General features: G+C 74.5%; 14 protein-coding genes. 9 read left to right on the top strand and 5 right to left on the bottom strand.

Annotation, left to right across the window (positions count from 1 at the left end):
- The first annotated feature begins 730 nt into the window (after positions 1-730).
- Both BIU97_RS03285 and BIU97_RS03290 read left to right on the top strand, forming a co-directional pair.
- A complete protein-coding gene (locus tag BIU97_RS03285; protein ID WP_139195876.1) occupies positions 731-1240 on the top strand; it encodes a hypothetical protein in 510 nt (169 codons plus the stop codon).
- Between the two features lie 243 nt (positions 1241-1483).
- Complete coding sequence (locus BIU97_RS03290) at positions 1484-2857, top strand: MFS transporter (RefSeq protein ID WP_071297068.1); 1374 nt, start codon at positions 1484-1486, stop codon at positions 2855-2857.
- Between the two features lie 358 nt (positions 2858-3215).
- On the opposite strand, the gene BIU97_RS17130 is transcribed toward BIU97_RS03290, so the two are convergent.
- From BIU97_RS17130 to BIU97_RS03315, 5 genes are all read right to left on the bottom strand, one after another.
- Positions 3216-5261: an MSCRAMM family protein gene (locus tag BIU97_RS17130; protein ID WP_175472110.1), complete on the bottom strand. Its 2046-nt coding sequence runs from the start codon at positions 5259-5261 to the stop codon at positions 3216-3218.
- A 112-nt stretch (positions 5262-5373) separates the two neighbouring features.
- Entirely contained in the window at positions 5374-5832 is a 459-nt protein-coding gene (locus BIU97_RS03300) for an NUDIX domain-containing protein (protein ID WP_071297069.1), read from the bottom strand.
- A gap of 117 nt (positions 5833-5949) precedes the next feature.
- Positions 5950-6987 (bottom strand): SGNH/GDSL hydrolase family protein, encoded by a 1038-nt coding sequence (locus tag BIU97_RS03305; protein WP_071255292.1) that lies wholly within the window; start codon positions 6985-6987, stop codon positions 5950-5952.
- A 79-nt stretch (positions 6988-7066) separates the two neighbouring features.
- Complete coding sequence (locus BIU97_RS03310; protein WP_071255290.1) at positions 7067-7423, bottom strand: PRC-barrel domain-containing protein; 357 nt, start codon at positions 7421-7423, stop codon at positions 7067-7069.
- 49 nt (positions 7424-7472) lie between these two features.
- Complete coding sequence (locus tag BIU97_RS03315; RefSeq protein ID WP_071256337.1) at positions 7473-8465, bottom strand: glycosyltransferase family 9 protein; 993 nt, start codon at positions 8463-8465, stop codon at positions 7473-7475.
- Between the two features lie 101 nt (positions 8466-8566).
- Between BIU97_RS03315 and BIU97_RS03320 the strand changes: the two genes are divergently transcribed.
- The 7 genes from BIU97_RS03320 (at position 8567) to BIU97_RS03350 (ending at position 15450) form a co-directional block, all read left to right on the top strand.
- Positions 8567-9145: an HAD-IIIA family hydrolase gene (locus BIU97_RS03320; RefSeq protein WP_071255287.1), complete on the top strand. Its 579-nt coding sequence runs from the start codon at positions 8567-8569 to the stop codon at positions 9143-9145.
- Positions 9142-10170 (top strand): glycosyltransferase family 9 protein, encoded by a 1029-nt coding sequence (locus BIU97_RS03325; RefSeq protein WP_071255285.1) that lies wholly within the window; start codon positions 9142-9144, stop codon positions 10168-10170. The genes BIU97_RS03320 and BIU97_RS03325 overlap by 4 nt, the downstream gene beginning before the upstream one ends.
- A gap of 137 nt (positions 10171-10307) precedes the next feature.
- The gene (locus tag BIU97_RS03330) at positions 10308-11309 is read left to right on the top strand and encodes a glycosyltransferase (RefSeq protein ID WP_071255282.1); all 1002 of its coding nucleotides are present in this window, start codon (positions 10308-10310) and stop codon (positions 11307-11309) included.
- Positions 11306-12643: a glycosyltransferase gene (locus BIU97_RS03335; RefSeq protein ID WP_071255280.1), complete on the top strand. Its 1338-nt coding sequence runs from the start codon at positions 11306-11308 to the stop codon at positions 12641-12643. The genes BIU97_RS03330 and BIU97_RS03335 overlap by 4 nt, the downstream gene beginning before the upstream one ends.
- Positions 12640-13263 (top strand): D-sedoheptulose-7-phosphate isomerase, encoded by a 624-nt coding sequence (locus BIU97_RS03340; RefSeq protein ID WP_071255278.1) that lies wholly within the window; start codon positions 12640-12642, stop codon positions 13261-13263. The genes BIU97_RS03335 and BIU97_RS03340 overlap by 4 nt, the downstream gene beginning before the upstream one ends.
- Complete coding sequence (locus tag BIU97_RS03345; protein WP_071255275.1) at positions 13260-14660, top strand: PfkB family carbohydrate kinase; 1401 nt, start codon at positions 13260-13262, stop codon at positions 14658-14660. The genes BIU97_RS03340 and BIU97_RS03345 overlap by 4 nt, the downstream gene beginning before the upstream one ends.
- Before the next feature lie 85 nt (positions 14661-14745).
- On the top strand, positions 14746-15450 hold the full coding sequence (locus BIU97_RS03350; protein ID WP_071255273.1) for an SDR family oxidoreductase: 705 nt from the start codon (positions 14746-14748) through the stop codon (positions 15448-15450).
- The last annotated feature ends 36 nt before the right edge of the window (positions 15451-15486 follow it).

Consider the following 15486-nt stretch of genomic DNA (forward strand, 5'->3'; position numbering starts at 1 on the left):
GCGCGCCCGGATCGCGCTGGCGGACCTCGAGCGCGGGCGCGGTCGCGGTGGCGGGCACCGGTCAGGAGGCCCGACCGCGGTCAGCGGACAGCCTGCCTCGCCGACGCGGCCGGGTCGGGCGCCGCGGTCCGGTGGCGTGGGGACCTCCGGCTGGGCACGAGCGTTCGGCGCCGGGTCGGCAGCGACCACGCCCGACGGGGCCGGGACGGACGCACGGCTCGGGGAGGCTGGCCCTGGCCCCGGCCCCGGCCCTCGCCCGGCCTCGGAGAGCGGTCTGGACGCGGCCGTGCGTCCGGACGAGTCCGCGGGTCCGGGCCCGGGTTCGGGTGCAGGTTCGAGGACTCCAGCGGGTCCGGGCCCGGGCACCGTCACCGGTGTGGTCCGGGCTTCGGACACGACCTCTGGTCCGGGTGCCGGCCCGGGCACGGCGGGACCTCCTGGCGCGACGGCGGACTCCGGGGTGCCGACGGGTCCGGCCTCGGGCCCGTGGCCTCGCCGGACTGCGGGTCGGGACCCGGCGCCACGCGCGGCCACGCCCTCCGCAGCACCCTCGGCAGCCGCGTCGGGCGACGGAGCATCCGCGTCGTGGTCGACCTCGCACGAGGCACCCGGCACGACGTCGGAGCCGAACGCCGGCGACCCGGCCGGCGACGGCGCCGGACCCGACCACGCTGCCGGGGTGGGCGGCGACGGCGGAGGTGCGCCGGGCCTCCCGACCGGACCGCAGCCGGTGCCCCGGTGGCGCACGGCGCTGTTCAGTGCGCGGCCCCGCCTGTGGATCGCGCTCGGTGCGGCCGCGGCGATCGGGGTCGTCTTCGCGGCGGGCACGCTCGTCGGGACCTCGTTGCCGGAGGTGCCGGCGGCGCCGTCGATCACGCCGACCGCCGGGACCGTGACGCTCGAGGAGCTCCTCGACATGCCGCAGACGTTCGCCGACCAGCTGCCCGGGCCGGTCGAGGCGCCGGTGAGCCTGCACACGACCCGACTCGTCTTCACCAACCGGGCGCTCGACGGCGGGTCCTTCGAGACGCCGTGGAACGTCTGGGCCGGGGTCGGGACGGACCGGTCGACGATCTGCCTCGTGGCGACGGCGGACCGGATCGAGTCGACCTCCGCCTGCTTCCCCCGCGAGGCGGCGCTGCACGGGTCGGTGTCGATGTCCGCGCAGTCGATGAGCGGGACCCTGACGATCGCGCTCCGCGGTGGCGGGGTACAGGGTCGGGTGACGAACGAGTACTGATCCGGGGCCGTGCGTGACGGACGTGTTCGCTCTTCGCTGACAAACGTTGGAGCGCTCCCAGAAATCGCCCGGAGGCCCTCGCCAGGGTCCGTCGAGCGTGCAAGACTGGATCAGCGCACTCGCCGTGGAGTCGTACCCACATCATCCACACCAGCAGCGAGCGCGCCCCGCAGACCCCCGGTCACACGCCGTCCCCGACGGCGTCGTCGCGCGTTCCGCCGTTCCCCGGAGGAGGTCAGCATCGTGTCCACCAACACCACCACCTCGGCCGTGTCGACGAACACGCGGCCGATCACCGTCACCAGCCAGTCGATCGTCGGCATCGCCGTGCTCGGCCTGGCGACGTTCTTCGCCATCACCACCGAGCTCATGCCGGTCGGGCTGCTCGGCACCATGAGCGCCGACCTCGGCGTCTCCGAGGCGACGATGGGCATCGTCGTCACCGTGTACGCCGCCGCCGTGGCGATCCTGGCGCTGCCGCTCACCGCGTTCACCGCGAAGCTGCCGCGCAAGACCGTGCTCGTCGCGACCCTCGTCGGCTACACGGTCTCGAACCTGATGATCGCGTTCGCGCCGTCGTTCGCGGTCGTCTGCGCCGGCCGCGTCGTCGGCGGCATCGCCCACGCGCTGTTCTTCTCGGTGGCCTCGGCCTACGCGACGCGCATCGTGCCGCCGCGACTGGCCGGTCGGGCGATCGCGTTCGTGTACTCCGGCAGCTCGCTGGGCTTCGTGCTCGGCGTCCCGGTCGCCACCTTCGTCGCGCAGCACATCGGCTGGCGCCCCGCCGTGTTCTCCGTCGCCGTCGCCGCCGCGGTGCTCGCCGCCGTCGCACTGCTCTTCCTGCCGGCGGTCAGCGGCGCAGCGTCGCCGCACATCGGTTCGCCGAAGGCCTGGGCCCGCACCGGACTCCTCTCCGTCGTCGTCGCCGACCTGCTGCTCTTCGCCGGCCACTACGTCGTCTACACGTACATCGGCCCGTACGCGATCGACGCCGGGCTCGACGCCTCGCTCGTCAGCGGCGCGCTGCTCGTGCTCGGCGGCACCGGCGTCATCGGGCTCTGGCTCGCCGGCATGTTCGTCGACCGGGCACCGCGGCAGACCCTCGTCGTCGCCGTCGCCACGATGGCGGTCACCTTCGCCGCCCTGCCGTTCGTGCACGGCTCGCTGGTCGGCACGATGGTCGTCGCCGGCGTCTGGATGGCCGCGAACGGCACCACCGGCACGCTCTTCATGGCAGCCGCGATCCGCTCGGGCGGGGTCTCCCCCGACATCGCCGGTGCCCTCGTCAACGGCGCGTCGAACATCGGCATCGCCGGCGGCGCCGCCATCGGCGGGCAGGCGCTCGGACTCGTCGGGCTGCAGTACCTGCCGTTCGCCGGTGCCGCAGTGCTCGTCGGCTCGCTCGGAGTCGTGCTCGCGGCCCGGCGCGGGTTCCCGGTGCACTCGCACCACCAGGAGCACCTGTCAACGTCGTCGCTCGAGGCGATCACGTCGTCGCTCGCGGTGGTCACCACGTCGGTCCCCGTCGTCAGCCGGGCGATCCAGACCGTCACCGGGTCGATCGGCATCGCGACCGGCTCGATCCGGACGCAGCGGCGGAGCTCCGAGCTGAGCTGAGGGCGGCTGGTCGGGCTCGGGCCGGGGCGTCGAGGTCGCGAAATGTGCGGCATCCCGGCGCTCGAAGCGGCACGAAGTGCGACCTCGAAGGTCCGGTCGCGGCGTGTCCTGCGACGTCGTACGCCGGACGGCCCACGGGTGCGCCCGCTGCACGGCCCGTGCGCCCGCGGCACTGAGGTCGCAGAACGTGCCGCATCCCCGCGCTTGAAGCGGCACGAAGAGCGACCTCGACGGTCCGGTCGCGGCGCGTCGTGCGAGCTCGCGCCCCTCGGTCCTGCGACCTCGCAGCACCGCCGCCCCACCGCACACGACGGAGGGCGGGCCGGCACCAGCCGACCCGCCCTTCGTTCGTGCGCGCTCAGTCCTGCAGGTGCGACCGGCGGCGGTTGCGCACCGCACGGAAGGTCAGCAGCCCAGCGCCGAGGAGCACGAGCACCCCGGCAGCGATGAGGCCCGGCGTCAGGTCGGCGCCGGTGTAGGCCAGTGGCCCTCCGTTCGCGGCGTCGGACGGGTCGTCCACGGGGATGTTCGCCGAGCCGCCCGGGACCGTCGGCGTGGCCGAGGGCACGGGCGCGGCGGTCGCGCTCGGCGACGGGTTCGTCGGCGGGGTCGTCTCGGCGGCCGGCACCACGAAGGCGAGCGGGGTCGCCGAGCCGGTGTCCGGCGTGACGATCGTCTCGGGCTCGACGCCGTCGACGTCGAGGGCGATCTCGTAGGTCGTGGTCGGTGCCAGGCCGGTGAGGTCGAACGCACCGTCGGCGTCGGTGACCACGGTGACCGGGCCACCGGCGTCGTCCTCCTCCGGGGTCGCGACGACCGTCACAGCATCGACGGGCTCGCCGTTCGTGTCCGTGACGGTGCCGGGCTGGTCGATCGTGATGACCGCCGGCTCGGCGGGCGACTCGAAGGGCAGGTCGGAGTCGACCGTGTCCCCGACGCCCGCGGTCACGCCGGTGTTCGTGGTGTCGCCGGTCGCACCGGGCACGGGGACCGTCGTGCGGACGGTGTAGGTGCCGGCGACGGTGGCGAAGGTGTAGCGGCCGTCCGCGTCCGTCGTGGTCGAACCGACGACCGCGCCCGTCGCGTCGAGGAGCTCGACGACCTGGCCGGCCTCGACCGGGGCCTCGTCGAGGGTCACGCGACCCGTGACCGTCGCGATGACCGACGGCGGGGCGGTGATCGCGTCGGTCGGCACCACCGGCACGCCGGCGTCACCGGTGTCCACCGTCGTGGGGTCGGCCTCCGAACCGACGACCGAGACGTCGACCGCCGCGTCGGCCGGCAGGTCGGAGACCACGTAGACGCCGTCGGTGTTCGTCGTGGTCATGACCGGATCGCCGTTCGGCACGTCGACGACGACGGGGACGTTCGAGGCCGGGTTGCCGGCTTCGTCCTCGACGGTGCCGATGATCGAGGTCGTGTCCGCGGGCGAGGTGAAGGCGAAGTTCCTGACCTCATCGGACCCTCCGGGAACACCATCCTTCGCCAACGACACGCCGGTCGCGACGCCGCTACCGTCCGCCCCTGGTGGCTCTGCGACCTCCACTCGGTAGTTCGCGATGACCGGCAGGAACGGGAACGCGTACTTCCCATCAGCGTCGGTAGTCGTCGTGTAGACGGTGCCGCGCGGAGCCGTTGCAGTCACGGTTGCGCCAGGGATCGGTGTTCCATCGAGCTTCACTACCCCGGAGATTGCAGCGGTCCGGCTCGCGAACCACGTTTGATAGACCGGAAAGCCGCTGCGCTGTTGGTACGCGATCGTCAGGCTGGTGAGGGACACCGTCGGGGTGAACCAACCTGTGGCGCCCGCAGTGTCGTTCGCCGCGGCGTTCCCCGTGAGCGTCCGGGTGCCTGCATCCCAAGTGGGGTTGTCCTGACCCGTTGTTCCGTCCGGATCGGGCGAGCACGACCAACCGACTTGGCCGGGGAGGGAACACGAATTGTAGGAGCCCTGGTAGCCAAGCTGGTCGGCGGTCGCCGCGGCACCGCCCTGCACCGTGGCCGAGATCGTGACCTGGTCGGCGTCGATGTCTCCGAGGACGATCGACCAGCTCTCGGCGCCGGGGGTCGGCTCAGCGAACGTGTAGACAGTCGTCGACGCGCTCTGTGCGTTCGGGCGGTCGACGTTCGGCCGCTGGTTCATGTACGTCTGGCCCCGACTTGTGCCGTAGGCCGCCCCTGCAGGCGTGTCCGCCGACTGCCACGTCGACGCCCCGCTGACCACGGTCGACTGCCGCGAGTTCGACGTGAACGTGGTCTCCGGGAACCCGGCCAGGGTCATCGTGCCGGTGTAGTCCTTGCTCGCCCCGCTCAGGGTGAACGTGCCCCAGTCCCCCGCCGGGTCGGCGGACGCCGTCGTGGCACCACCGATCGCCAGCCCCGTGCCGAGTGCGAGGGTGGTCAACCCCGCCGTGATGGTGCGCCAGCGCCGCATCGGTACTCCCCTGGTGTCCGCGACGGCCCGCCCGACGCTCGGCCAGGCTAACCACGGCGTCCGACGCTCGTCCGGTGCGTTGTCACATCGTGATGCGGTCGAGCAGCGGCACCTGCCCGGCGACGAGCAGGTCGCGGGCTGCGTCGAGCCCCACCCACCGTGCGTCGTCGACCTCCGGCACGTCGACGAACCGCCCGGATCCGCGCGGCAGCTCGAGCCGCACCGTGTTGCTCCGCACCGTCGGGACGTCGAAGCCACGAGGTGCGGGTGCCGAGAAGACCCGGACGCGCTTGCCGGACGCCTGCCGCACCTCGCCGAGGTCGGTCACGTCGTCCGCACGGACCGGAGCGCGGACGCCGAGCTCCTCGCGGAACTCGCGGAACGCGGTCGCGAGCGGCTCCTCGTCGCCCTCGACGAGTCCCTTCGGCACCGACCACGCCCGTGGCCGGTGCCGCCAGAAGGACCCGCCCATGTGCACGAGGAACACCTCGGGCCCGGTCGGTCCGGCCCGGTGCAGCAACAGTCCGGCGCTCACCACCACGTCCGCGACCCTACCGACCGGTCGGCCGGGAGGCCCGGATCACCGCCGCCGGACCGCCCGCGTCCGACGACGCGCGGCTCCGGCGTCGCGCGGGTCGGGCGTCGCGCGGGTCGGGTGTCAACCGGCGAGGGCGCCGATGACGGTCGCCAGACGGTCGGTCAGGTACGCGACCCCGCGGCCGTTCGGGTGCAGCGCGCCCGCCTCGAGGTCGATGCGGCGCAGGTCGCCGGTGCCGGTCAGGGTGACGCCGGCGACGTAGCGGTCGTCACGGGCGGCGCACGCGGAGTGCCCCGCGGTGTCCGCGAGCACGTCGACGAAGCGGACCCCGGCGGCGTCGGCCGCCGTGCGGGACACCTCGTTCAGCTGCTCCTGCACGTCGTGCAGGTAGGCGACGTCCCGGTCGGTGAAGGGGAACGTGTCCGACGGGAACGAGCCCGTCAGCGACCCGAGGTCGAGCGCCGACCGGAAGCACCCCTTCGCCGGGGTGTGCTCGGCGTCGGGGAAGATCGCGGGGTACCCGAGGAACACCACGACGGCGTTCGGCGCCGCCCGTCGCACGGCGGCCAGGGTGTCGGCGACGCCGAGCGCGACCCGGGACTGGATCGTCACACCGAGCTGGTCGACGCCGTCCCGCACCAGGCTGCTCGCGCACGACGGCGCGTCCCGGCCGGAGAACACCGGACCGTGCGCCGAGAGCGCCAGGCACGAGGCCGCGGTGCCGAACAGGTCCGCGTCGTTGCCGCCGATGGTCAGGGTGACGAGCCGGGTGCGGGTGGACAGTGCCTCGATCTGCGGCGGGACACCGGCGAACTGGTGTCCGGAGACGACGTCGGTGCTCGTGGCACCGGCGCACGTGACGTCGGTCAGGGCGAGCCCGAACCGCGCGGCCAGCCGGTGCGGGTAGTCCCGCGCCGACTGGACGCACGCGGTCGTCGGCAGACCGGTGAGCGGGCGGAGACCGTACGCGGCGGAGTAGGAGTCCCCGAGCGCGACGTACTCGCTGCCCGGCGGCAGGTCCGCGAGCGGCTCGGCCGGGTCCGACGTCACCGGGTACGGCTGCGGCACCGGCCACATCGGGGCGGCCGACGCAGCGGTGCCGACGCCCGGTGCCGCCCCGGTGACGACCAGGCCGACGACGCTGAGCGCGGACAGCACCGCGAGCAGCGTCCTGGTGGAGCGGAGCAGTTGCGGCCTCCGGGCGGGTCGGGATCGGGACGTGCGGGACGGGTCCGGGTCAGCGGCGTCCGAGACGACGCTCGCCACCGCTGCCCGTGCGGTACTCGAGGCCGTAGTGCTGGTACAGCACCGGCTCGGTCTCCGCCTCGAGCTGCCCGTCGGTCGGGATCGACGGAGCGTCCTTGACGAGCTTCTTCGGGAAGGTCACGCGCAGGTGCTTCGGCGTCACGGTCGCGCCGACGAGCGGCACGAACAGGAGCTTCTGGAAGCCGACCATGCCGGTCGTCAGCGCACCGAACGACGCCTCGGACGTCGCCGTGTCGTAGTAGATGCTCTCGAGCGTGCCGACCTTGTCGTCCGCCTCGTCGACGACCGGCAGGCCGATCCAGTCTCGGATGTCCGCAGCTTCGAACACGGGTGCTCCCTCCGAGCCCCCGGCGGGTCCGGGTGGCTCTCGGTCGACGCTACAGGCCGGTCGGCTGAGCGGTCACCCGGCTGACCCCGAGCCGGTCGACGGCGTCCAGCACGTCGGCCGCCTGCACGGCGAGGATCGCCGGGTCCGGGTCCTCGGCGAAGACGTCGCCGCGCCGGACCGACGCGTCGGTCAGGACGATGTGCGGGCCGGAGGCCGGCGGGCCCCACGCCTCGGGCGGTGCCGGGCCGAACAGCACGACCGAGGGGACGCCGTAGGCGGTCGCGAGGTGCGCCGCCCCGGTGTCCACCGTGACGACGACGCGGGCGGCGGCGACCACGCCGGCGAAGTCCTGCAGTTCCAGGGAACCTGCCAGCACCGCCTCCGGCGCCAGCCCGGCCCCGTCGGCGACGGCAGCTGCGCGTTCGACGTCAGCCGAGCCTCCCGTCAGGACGACGTCGAGGCCGCGGTCGCGGAGTCCGCGCACCACCTCGGCGAAGCGGTCCGTCGGCCAGTGCCGGGCACCGTGGAAGGCACCCACGTGCACGACGGCGCCGTCCGCGGCGGCCGGCGGGGCCGCCGGACGGTCGATCGCGACGTCGTCGGCGTCGGCGGGGATCCCGTGCCAGGTGAGCAGGTCCGCCCACCGGTCGCGCTCGTGCACGCCCTCGGGCCACTCCGGTCCGTCGTAGCCGTGCGTCGGGTCGGCGTGCCCGATGACGCGACGGGGTGCGAGCGCGGCGATCAGGTCGGACGACTCCGGGCCGGCGCCGTGCAGGTTGACGGCGACGTCGACGGTCCCGGTCGGGACGGCGATCGGGTGGTCGAGTCCGTGCTGGGCGAGGTGCACGTCCACGCCGGACACGAGCTCGACGACGGGCGCGAGCCAGGCCGTCGTCGCGAGCGTGATGCGGTGGTCCGGGAAGGCACGACGCAGCGCCCGCAGCGCGGGGACGGCGACGAGCAGGTCGCCGAGCTTGATGGCACGGAGGACGAGGAGTTCGGGGCGGCCGTCGGACGGCGGCAGGCTCTCGAGGGCGGTCACCGCCGCGATGGTAGACGGCAACGCCTGGTGCACCGCGGAGCGACCGCGTTCCCTGGCTGTTCCTGGGGCACTGCACTGGTGGTCGTCGGTACGCCGGAGTCATGCCCCTCGATCCGGACCGCACCGTGCGCGGCCTGCTCTTCGACCGCGACGACACCATCGTCGTGGACGTCCCCTACAATGCCGACCCGCACCTCGTGGTGCCCGTGCCCGGTGCCCGCCGCGCCGTCGAGCGCGCCCGTGCCGCCGGCCTGGCGGTCGGCGTCGTCACGAACCAGTCGGTCGTCGCCAAGGGCATGGCGACCCGTGACCAGGTCGACGCGACGAACGCCCGCGTCGACGAGCTCGTCGGTCCGTTCGACGTCTGGTGCGTCTGCCCGCACGACGCCGGCGACGACTGCGTGTGCCGCAAGCCGCGGCCGGGGATGGTGCTCGAGGCCGCGGAGCGTCTCGGCCTGCCGCCGGAGTCCCTCGTGGTCGTCGGCGACATCGGCGCCGACGTCGGAGCGGCCGAGGCGGCCGGTGCCCAGGGCGTCCTCGTGCCGACCCCGCGCACCCGGCAGCAGGAGGTGGACGCCGCGACCACCGTGGCCGGCGGACTCGACGAGGCCGTCGCCCTCGTGATCGCCCGCGCGGCCACCCGGCTCGCCGGTCCGGACGTCGCGGCGGCACGGGCGTGAGCCGGCCGCGCGTCCTCGTCGCCCGGCTCGACTCGTTCGGCGACGTGCTCGTCGCGGGCCCGGCCGTCCGTGCCGTCGCCGCCCGGGCCGCGCACGTCACGATGCTGTGCGGACCGCAGGGCGCGCCCGCCGGCGGTCTGCTGCCGGGCGTCGACAGCCTGCGGGTATGGGCGGCGCCGTGGGTGACCGAGACCGCACGCCCGATCGACGACGCGGTCCTCGCCGAGTTCCGCGCGCTCGTCGCCGAGGAACGCCCCGACGAGGCCGTCGTGCTGACGTCCTTCCACCAGTCCCCGCTGCCGCTCGCCGTGCTGCTGCGGCTGGCCGGTGTGCCCCGGGTGTCCGGTGCGTCCGTGGACCACCCCGGCTCGCTGCTCGACGTGCGCCTGCGCCCGGGCGAGGACCTGCCGGAGGAGATCCCCGAGCCCGAGCGCGCGCTGCGGATCGCGGACGCCGCCGGGTTCCCGCTGCCCGCGGGCGACGACGGCCGGCTCGCGGTGCTGACCGACGCGACCCTGCCCGACGCCGTCGCCGCGCTCGACCGGTACGTCGTCGTGCACCCGGGGGCCAGCGTCCCTGCACGGTCCTGGCCGGAGTCCCACCACCGGGCGCTCGTGGCCGCCTACGCCGAGCGCGGCGTCCCCGTCGTCGTGACCGGCTCACCGGGCGAACGCGCCCTCACCGCCGCCGTCGCCGGGGAGACCGGCATCGACCTCGGCGGTCGCACGAGTCCGGCGGAGCTCGCCGCCGTCCTGGCGGGCGCCGAAGTGGTCGTCGTCGGCAACACCGGGCCGGCCCACCTCGCCGCCGCGGTCGGTGCCTCGATCGTCAGCCTGTTCTCCCCCGTCGTGCCCGCGGCGAAGTGGGCGCCGTACGCACCGCACGTCGAACTGCTCGGCGACCAGGGTGCGGCGTGCCGCCTCAGCCGCGCCCGCGAGTGCCCCGTCCCCGGGCACCCGTGCCTGTCCACGGTGCGCGTCGAGGACGTCCTGGAAGCGCACGATCGGCTGCTCCTCCGCGCTTGACGGATGGACCGGAGAAGTCTGCGGGGCAGCCCAGAAGCCAGTGCGTAGCGTCCGGCGAAGGCCCGGTCCGCGTCCCGAGTCCTCCGGACGGACGCTCGCGGGCCCTCACGACCCTCTCGACCCGAACGGAAGCACGCATGCGGATCCTCGTCTGGCACGTCCACGGCGGCTGGATGGACGCCTTCGTCCGCGGACAGCACGAGTACCTCATCCCGACCACCCCGGCCCGGGACGGCTGGGGCCTCGGCCGCGGCGGCCGAGCCTGGCCCGACAACGCGATCGAGATCGACCCGGCCGACGTCGCCGACGCCGAGGTCGACGTCGTCGTCCTCCAGCGCACCGAGGAGTACGACGAGGCCCGTCGCCTGCTCGGCGGCCGCGACGTGCCGATGGTCTTCGTCGAGCACAACGCGCCCCGCGTCGACGTGCCGAACAGCCTGCACCCGTTCCGCGACCGTGACGACCTGACGATCGCGCACGTGACGCACTGGAACGCGCTCATGTGGGACTGCGGGAACACCCGCACCACCGTCGTCGAGCACGGCGTCGTCGACCCGGGCCCGCTGTACTCCGGCACGCTCGACCGACTCGGCGTCGTCATCAACGAACCCGTCCGCCGCAACCGCGTCGTCGGCACCGACCTGCTCCCCCGGTTCGCGGCCGTCGCACCGGTCGACGTCTGGGGCATGGGCGCCGAGCGCCTGCCCGAGCTCGGCTTCGGCGACCGCGTGGTCGCGCTGGGCGACGTGCCGAGCGACCCGATGCACGCCGCGCTCGCGGAGCGTCGTGCCTACGTGCACCCGAACCGGTGGACCTCGCTCGGCCTGTCGCTCATCGAGGCCATGCACATGGCGATGCCCGTGCTGGTGCTCGCCACCACGGACGCCGCCAGGACCGTGCCCCCGGAAGCCGGGGCGGTCTCGACCGACGTCGAGGACCTGGTACGCGCCGCGGCCGTGCTGCTCGACGACCCGGACGAGGCCCGACGCCGGGGCGCGGTCGCGCGCGCGGCCGCCCTCGCCCGCCACGGACTCGGTCGCTTCACCGCCGACTGGGACGACCTGCTCGACGACGCCGTCGACCGGGCGGCACGACGGAACCGCGCGACGGGAGCCGCGCTCGAAGGGAGCCTGCGATGAGGATCGCGATGGTGTCCGAGCACGCGAGTCCGCTCGCCGTGCTCGGCGGAGTGGACGCCGGCGGGCAGAACGTGCACGTCGCCGAGCTGTCCGGGGCACTCGCCGACCGTGGCCACCAGGTCACGGTGTACACGCGGCGCGACGACGCCGAGCAGCCCGTCCGGGTGCTCCTGCGTCCGGGCGTCGAGGTCGTGCACGTCGACGCCGGGCCCGCCCGACACGTGCCGAAGGACGACCTGTTCCCCTACATGGGCACGTTCGCGGCGGTGCTCGCCGCCGAGTGGTTCGTCGACCGTCCGGACGTCGTGCACACCCACTTCTGGATGTCCGGGCACGCGGCCCTCGAGGCCGTCACGCAGGTGCAGACCCGCACCGGCGGCGTCCGCATCCCGGTCGTGCACACCTTCCACGCCCTCGGCGTCGTCAAGCGGCGCCACCAGGGGTCGGCGGACACGAGCCCCGACGAGCGCGAGTGGGTCGAGCCGGCCGTCGGCCGCACCGTCGACCAGGTCATCGCGACCTGCTCCGACGAGGCCTTCGAGCTGAAGACCCTCGGCGTGCCGCTGCAGCGCATCTCCGTCGTGCCGTGCGGCGTCGACACCACCCTGTTCCGGCCGGACGGCCCCGTCGAGGCACGCGGCCGCGCCCTGCGGGTGCTCACCGCGTCGCGTCTCGTGCAGCGCAAGGGCGTCGGCACGACCATCGCCGCGATCGCCGAACTCGTCCACCAGGGCCGCGACGTCGAGCTCGTCGTCGTCGGCGGTGCCGGTGTCGCCGGTGCCGACCTGGTCGACGACCCGGAGTACCAGCGGCTCGACGCCCTGGCCCGCTCGCTCGGCATCCGCGACCACGTGTCCTTCCGCGGGCAGCTCGGCCAGCACGACATGCCCGAGGTCTACCGCAGCGCCGACGTCGTCGTGTGCGCCCCCTGGTACGAGCCGTTCGGCATCGTGCCGCTCGAGGCCATGGCCTGCGGACGCCCGGTCGTCGCCTCGAGCGTCGGCGGCCTCATCGACACCGTCGTCGAGGACCGCACCGGCCTGCACGTCCCGCCGCGCGACGAGGCCGCGGTCGCCGCCGCCGTCGGTGCGCTGCTCGACGACCCGGAGCGCCGCGAGGCCTACGGCCGCGCCGGACGGGAGCGTGCCGAGTCGCGCTACACCTGGCAGAAGGTCGCCGCCGACAGCGAGCGCGTCTACGAGCGGCTCCTCGCCGGGGCCGTCCCCGCCGCGACCGCACCCACCACGGCCGCACGCACGCGTGCGACCGGATCCCCCACCCACGCCGGCCGGGTCGCCCGTGCCGCACAGCCGACGGAGCGGAGCGCACGATGACCATCGACCAGCAGACCGGGATCGACGAGCAGACGACCACCGCGAGCGGACGCGCGGTGCTCGACCACATCGCCGCGTCGGTCCCCGTGATCGCGTCGCTCGTCGACCACCACGGCCACATCGCCGACTGGGCCGACGACATCGCCGCGCGACTCGTCGCCGGCCGTCGCCTGCTCGCCGCGGGCAACGGCGGGTCCGCCGCCGAGGCGCAGCACCTGACCTCCGAGCTCACCGGCCGCTTCGACGGTGACCGGCCAGCCTACTCGGCGATCTCCCTGCACGCCGAGACCTCAGCCGTGACCGCGATCGGCAACGACTACGGCTTCGACCAGGTGTTCGCCCGCCAGGTGTCGGCGCACGCCCGCGCCGGCGACGTCGTCGTCCTGCTCACCACGAGCGGGAAGAGCCCGAACCTGCTCCGCGCCGCCGAGGCCGCCCGCGCCGTCGGGGCCCGGACCATCGCCATGACAGGTCCCCGCCCGAACCCCCTCGCCGACGCCGTCGACGACGTCATCGCCATCGAGGGGCCGTCCGCACACGTGCAGGAGGCCCAACTCGTGCTCGTGCACGCCCTGTGCCGGGCCATGGAGCCCGCGCTGCGCCGAGGCGGCCGCCGATGAGCGCCCGGTCGGTCCAGCCGGCTCGGACGCTCCGCATCGCCGTCGTCGGCGACACGCTGCTCGACGTCGACGTCTCCGGCACGAGCGAACGGCTCAGCCCCGACGCCCCGGTGCCCGTGGTCGACGTGACGACCGACGATCGCCGCGCCGGTGGGGCCGGTCTCGTCGCGACGATGCTCGCGCGGGACGGCCACGACGTCACCCTGGTCACCGTGCTCAGCGACGACATCCGCGCGCAGGAGATCCGCGACCTGCTGCCGGACGTCACGATCGTCGAGGGTCCGTCGGGTGCACCGACGCCGGTCAAGACCCGCGTGCGCGTCGTCGACCACGCCCTCGTCCGCATCGACGAGGGCTGCGCGACCCCGCCCGTGCCGGACGTCACCGACGCGATGACCGCGGTACTCGACACCGTCGACGCCGTCGTCGTCGCCGACTACGGTCGCGGCGTCGCGTCGGCCGAGGCCATGCGCGCCGCACTGACCGCCACCGCGTCGCGCATCCCCGTCGTGTGGGACCCGCACCCGAAGGGCGCGGCACCGGTCCGCGGGGTCGCCGTCGCCACGCCGAACGCCTCGGAGGCGCGCCGGTTCACCGACCTGCCGGGTGAGGGCGTGCCCTTCGCCACCGTCGCCGCCGCGACCCTCGTCGAGCGCTGGGGCGCCGGCGCGGTCGCCGTGACGCTCGGCGACCGCGGCGCGATCGTCGCCGACGACCGGTCCGGCAGCCGCTTCGTGCCCGCACCCTCCGTCACCGCCGGCGACCCGTGCGGCGCCGGCGACCGGCTCGCCGCCGGCGTCGCCGTGGCGCTCGCCTCCGGTCTCGACGTCGCCGACGCCGTGACCGCGGGTGTCGAGGCGGCCTCGGAGTACCTGGCCGCCGGCGGCGTCACCGCGCTCTTCGCCGACGCCGGCCCGGCACCGATCGCCGTGCCCGGTGCGGACCGCGACGCCCTCCGCGTCGTGCACGACGTCCGGAGCGCCGGCGGCACCGTCGTCGCGACCGGCGGCTGCTTCGACCTGCTGCACGCCGGACACGCCCGCACGCTGTCCGCGGCGCGGGCGCTCGGCGACTGCCTCGTGGTCTGCCTGAACTCCGACGACTCGGTCCGAGCGCTGAAGGGCCCCGACCGGCCGATCATGACCCAGGACGACCGGGTCGAGCTCCTCCTCGCCCTGGACTGCGTCGACGCCGTCGTGGTGTTCGACGAGCAGACCCCGGACGAGGCCCTGCGCCGCTTCCGCCCCGACGTCTGGGCGAAGGGCGGCGACTACACCGCGGCCGAACTGCCCGAGTCGGCGACGCTCGCCGAGTGGGGCGGGCGCGTCGTCACCGTGCCGTTCCACCCGGGTCGCTCGACGACCCGGCTGGCAGCGGCCCTCGAACACGTCGGCTGACCGACACCTCCCCGCCGGTCCGCCGGCGGAACCGCACGACGTCACTGCACCACGTCCCCACGAAGTCCTGATGCAAAGGAACCACATGCCCGTCCCCACCACCCCGATCGGCCGCGTCCTCGTCACCGGCGGCGCCTCCGGACTCGGCGCCGCGGTCGTCGCGGCCGTCACCGAGGCCGGCGGCACCCCGATCGTGCTCGACCTGCGCGTCGACGCGGTCGCCGACGGCGTCGACGCCGTCGCGGTCGACGTCTCCGACACCGAGGCCGTCGAGCAGGCCGTCCGGGACGCCGCCGAGCGCCACGGCGGCCTCGACGCGGTCGTCACCGCCGCGGGCATCGACACCCCCGCACCGATCGACGCCATCTCGTCGGGCAAGTGGGAGCAGATCGTCGCGGTCAACCTCATCGGCACCGCCTCGGTCGTGCGCGCCGCACTGCCCGCGCTCGAGGCCACCCACGGCCGCGTCGTGACCGTCTCGTCGTCGCTCGCCCTGCGCGGCGTCGGCCACGGCACCGCCTACTCCGCGTCGAAGTTCGGCGTGCGCGGCTTCTCGCAGGCCCTCGCCGCCGAGACCGCGGGCCGCATCGGCGTCACGAACGTCATCCCCGCCGGCATGCGGACGAACTTCTTCGCCGACCGCACCGAGCAGTACAAGCCGGGCCCGGACGCCCAGCTCATCGAGCCGGAGTACGTCGCCAACTCGATCATCTTCGCCCTGTCGCAGCCGGCCGGCTGCGAGATCCGCGAGCTCTCGATCATGCCCGCCACGGAGCCGAGCTGGCCGTAGGCCCCTCGCCCCACGGGAACGCGACAGGACCCCGCG

Origin of the sequence: Curtobacterium sp. MCBA15_009, assembly GCF_001864895.1 — a bacterium.
Lineage (GTDB): Bacteria > Actinomycetota > Actinomycetes > Actinomycetales > Microbacteriaceae > Curtobacterium.